The organism is Rhizobium sp. SEMIA 4085 (genome assembly GCF_013004495.1).
Taxonomy (GTDB): Bacteria; Pseudomonadota; Alphaproteobacteria; order Rhizobiales; family Rhizobiaceae; genus Rhizobium; species Rhizobium gallicum.
The window spans coordinates 1-3959 of sequence record NZ_JABEPH010000462.1 but is presented as its reverse complement, the minus strand read 5'-3'; the positions used below and the strand labels follow the sequence as shown (position 1 = coordinate 3959).

At 56.9% G+C, this 3959-nt stretch carries 5 protein-coding genes; 2 read left to right on the top strand and 3 right to left on the bottom strand.

Going from position 1 to position 3959, the window contains the following annotated elements; translation table 11 throughout:
- The 3 genes from C9413_RS29120 to C9413_RS29110 form a co-directional block, all read right to left on the bottom strand.
- A partial coding sequence (locus C9413_RS29120) for a tripartite tricarboxylate transporter permease (protein ID WP_170251272.1) occupies positions 1 to 331 on the bottom strand: 331 nt, incomplete at its 3' end.
- A gap of 12 nt (positions 332 to 343) precedes the next feature.
- Positions 344 to 802, bottom strand: a complete 459-nt coding sequence (locus C9413_RS29115) for a tripartite tricarboxylate transporter TctB family protein (RefSeq protein WP_040116332.1) — start codon at positions 800 to 802, stop codon at positions 344 to 346.
- 22 nt (positions 803 to 824) lie between these two features.
- Positions 825 to 1940 (bottom strand): GntR family transcriptional regulator, encoded by a 1116-nt coding sequence (locus tag C9413_RS29110; protein WP_052451900.1) that lies wholly within the window; start codon positions 1938 to 1940, stop codon positions 825 to 827.
- A gap of 146 nt (positions 1941 to 2086) precedes the next feature.
- Between C9413_RS29110 and C9413_RS29105 the strand changes: the two genes are divergently transcribed.
- Together C9413_RS29105 and C9413_RS29100 are read left to right on the top strand one after the other, a co-directional pair.
- Positions 2087 to 3058, top strand: a complete 972-nt coding sequence (locus tag C9413_RS29105; RefSeq protein ID WP_040116333.1) for a tripartite tricarboxylate transporter substrate binding protein — start codon at positions 2087 to 2089, stop codon at positions 3056 to 3058.
- Between the two features lie 62 nt (positions 3059 to 3120).
- On the top strand, positions 3121 to 3959 hold an 839-nt coding region (locus C9413_RS29100), incomplete at its 3' end, for a lyase family protein (protein WP_246703881.1).

The window sequence follows — 3959 nt, the reverse complement described above, 5'->3', positions numbered from 1 at the left end:
CTGCGGCCTGCCGGGTGGATCGTTGGGGTGCAGTTGGGTCACACGCGGGGGCTGCCAGGCCTGAGTAGGGCCCCCCAGGCAGTTTCAAAAAAATGGCAGTTGTCGAACCGCCGTACTGTGCCCCGTAATAGATTCCGGCCAACATGATGAGCGAAGATTCAGGGGGAAGCCCGAACGTAATCGGGAGCAACATGGCTATCGTCGCCACCGGACCGAGACCGGGCAGTACGCCAATTGCAGTTCCCAGGAATACGCCGACCAGGCAATAGAACAGGTTATAGAACGTGCCAGCGATTGAGAGGCCGAGCCAGAGGTTTGCGAATATGTCCATGTTTCAAGGCCCCTACTTAAACCATTCGCCGATGATCGGCATAGGAAGTCCCAGCCCCTCGACAAAGACGGCCAGGCAGAAAATGTTGAGCGCTACGAGACCGATGAGTGGTCGGATCTCGAAGCGAAACCTTTCACTTGCAGCCGCACTGATGAGTATCAGAGCGGTCAATGCGGCAGCCAAACCGGTGGTCTCCAGCAGGAAGCCGAACGCACATGCAGAAAGCGTGACGAGTGTCAGAGCTTTCCAATTGATCGTGCCGATCCGCTCGCCATCGCGCACGAAGCCTTTGGCGATCGTGACGAGGCCGAAGATGATCAAGAGCGACGAAATGATCGTCGGGAAATACCCCGGCCCCATGCCGCCAGCCGTGCCGAAACTGTAGTTTCGGGCGACGGCAAAACCGACCAGTCCAAGGGTGAGGTAGATTACCCCTATCCCAAGGTCCTTTTCTCCCCGTATGCGGATCATCCGTCATCCTCCAGATAGTGAGTTACTCTCTCGAGCGGGGGCCGCCGATTGACAGGCCTTCTCGCTCTCTCATGGGAAGCAGCCGCAGCCCGTAAGGCTCCTTTCGCTTCTGCCAGCGCTCAATCAGACGGCCGTATACGCCATCAACCTGGTCAGCGGTGGTGTAGCCGACCATATGAAAGAAGCCTCCCGCCTCCGGATCGAGGTCGGTGCGCCCCAGCAAGATCACCGAAAGATCGGCAGGGATTGCGAGCCCTTCTTGTTCCAGAAGATTCTTGAACCGAGCGCCGTCTTCGACGCCCCAGACGACGACCGCCGGGGCTTGGGAGTTCGGGCTTTCAGAGATCCCCGAAACGAGCGCAGCAACGGCCGCCTCCTCGTAGTCTTTGGCGGGCAGCTTGGGGATTTTGATTTCAGGCCGGATGACATCTGCGAGTTCGACGGTCTCGCGAAGATTGCGCCACCGATGGAGGCCCATCTCGTTCGCAAGGAAAAAGCTTGCGGTGGTGATGTAGTGGATGCAGTCGTGCCCTGAACTCACCAAACGGCGCACGGCAGTTTCAACGGATTGTCCCCATTCAAAGCCGACGGCGTCTATATCCGTTCCGACCAACCAGGCGCCGTCGACGATTATCGTATCGGTTTTGCGACGGATGGCAGAGATCATGTCGACAGGCATGATGTCGAAAGAGTTCTGGACGATGCAAGCATCAAAACGGGGAAGCGTGTGGAGTACCTGTTTGGCATGTTCGGGATCGGAATATCCGACTTCGAGCGTGACATGCCCATCACTGTTTAAGCGATCTTGCAAAGATTCAAGGACCACCCTGCCGCGCAGATTACTGGAGGATCGGCGAAGCATGATGACGCTGCGAGGCGCGTTATCATGCTTTTTGCTGGACGGGCTCGGCACAGATACGCCCACGTCAGATTGCTTGCTCTTTGTGAAAAAAGTTCCGCGACCGACATGGGCATCGACAAGCCCTTCTGCTTTCAGATCGTTGACCGCGCGTTGGACGACTTGCTGGCTAAGCGAAAAGTCGCGCATCAATTGCCGCACGGTGGGCAAGCGATCTCCCTCCTCCGCCGCCAAGGCGACGGATCTCAGATAGGACTGTAATTTACTGGTCTCTCCCATGCAACGACTCCTATTACAATATAATACAATTCGGCAAGAATTATTTTAACTCTGCCGCTTGAGCTGCCATCAAGCCTGCTGTACATAACATTGCGAGGAATGAAGAGCAATACAAATTGTATTGCTAATTGCCAAGGGAGGCTTATATGTTCCGACGTCGCTTTCTAACTGCCATGGCCACCGTGGCCGCGCTTACCGCCATGCCGCTGCATGTAGTGGCCCAGGGCTCGGGTCCGATGACCTTGCTCGTAGGCTACTCCGCTGGCGGAAGTGCCGATTATGCTGCCCGCGTGGTGGCGTCGGAACTTTCCAAGAAACTCGGACGATCCGTGATTGTCGAAAATGCCACCGGTGGCAGCGGAATGATCGCGTTGCAAAAACTGGTCAATAGCAAGGCAGATGGCTCGACGCTCTATTACGGTGGCCATGACACTGTCGCGGTACCGATGCTCAACAAGTCGGTCGGCATTGACTGGAAAGAAGCGACGCTGCCTGTTGGCCGTACCGCTTTGACGTCCATGTCGATCGCCGTGCCCGCCGACTCCCCATATAAAACCTTGGGGGATCTGGTCGCCGCGGCAAAGGAAAGCCCTGAATCCATCACCTATGGCACACCCGGAATCGGCACTGCCCAGCACTTCGTGGGCGAGATGATCAGCCATCGTGCAGGCGTAAAGCTGCTCCACGCACCATATCGAGGCGGCGCTCAGGTTTCGAACGACATTCTGGCGGGGCTTTTGAATTCGGCCGTCTTTACGACATCGACTGCACTTCCGTTCGTGAAGGAAGGAAAAGTCCGCGTTCTCGCCGTAACCAGCGCGGCGCGCTCAGCCGCGCTTCCCGACGTCCCGGCCCTGACGGAAATCGAAGGATTTAACGGGCTCGCCCTCCCTCTCTGGCAGGGCATTTTCGTCAAGGCCGGTACCGACACTGCTGCCGCCAAGGAAATTAGCGACGCTATCGTCGCTTCCCTTGGACATGCAGACGTCAAAAAACGATTGGCCGACGGTGGTTTCGTAGCGGCGCCGATGCCGATGGGTGAATTCACCGGGTTCATCGAAAAGGAAGCTGAGATCTATCGTCAAATCGTCAAGGATTCGGCGATCTCGATAGAGTGAAAGCAACGGCGCTCCGACGCGCTCAGAGCGCCACTTCATCATCGTCAGAAGACGGATATATCATGACCGTGGGAATGTTCGACTCCTTCATCACGCGCTACTGGTTCAGCTTTGAAGCGAAGGAAATTTGGAGTGATATCCAGACCCTCCAAACCTGGTTGGACGTTGAAGCTGCTTTAGCAGAGGCGCAAGCGCGACTGGGCGTTATTCCAGCCGACGTGGCGCCTGTCATCAAAGAAGCTTGCCGTCACGAGCGCTTCGATACCGAACGTCTGAGCTGTGAAATTTCCCATGCCCAGCATCCGTTTGTTCCGGTTCTGCGCCAGTTGGAAGAATTCACTGGTGAGCCTGCTGCTGGATACATCCACTGGGGTGCGACGACGCAGAACATCTTCGACACCACCGCATCCCTGCAAATGAAGGCGACGCACGCCCTGATCGATAGCAGTCTCGTCCGGATTGAGAGCGCGCTGTCGAAAATGGCGACCAAACATCGCGACACCTTGCAAGCCGGCCGTACCCACGGTCAGCACGCTCTACCGATGACCTTCGGCTTCAAAGTAGCCGGCTGGCTGGAAGAAGTCCGCCGCGATCGCCAGCGTCTACAGGACCGACTGAAGTCCTCCTTCGTCGCAAGCTTGGGCGGCGCCATTGGCACGTTTGCCGCGATGGGGGAAAAAGGACCGGCCGTGGAGGCGGAAATGGCCGCAATCCTTGACCTGGAACCCGCGATTTTGCCGATGCGATCCTCTTACGACCGCGTCAGCGATTATGTCTGTGCCTTGGCCCTTTTCGCTGGAACGGCTGAAAAGATCGCGCAGGATATTGTGTTTATGCAGCGGACTGAGATTGGCGAGATCGAGGAAGCCTTCCATATGGGCAAGGTGGGTACCTCGACGAT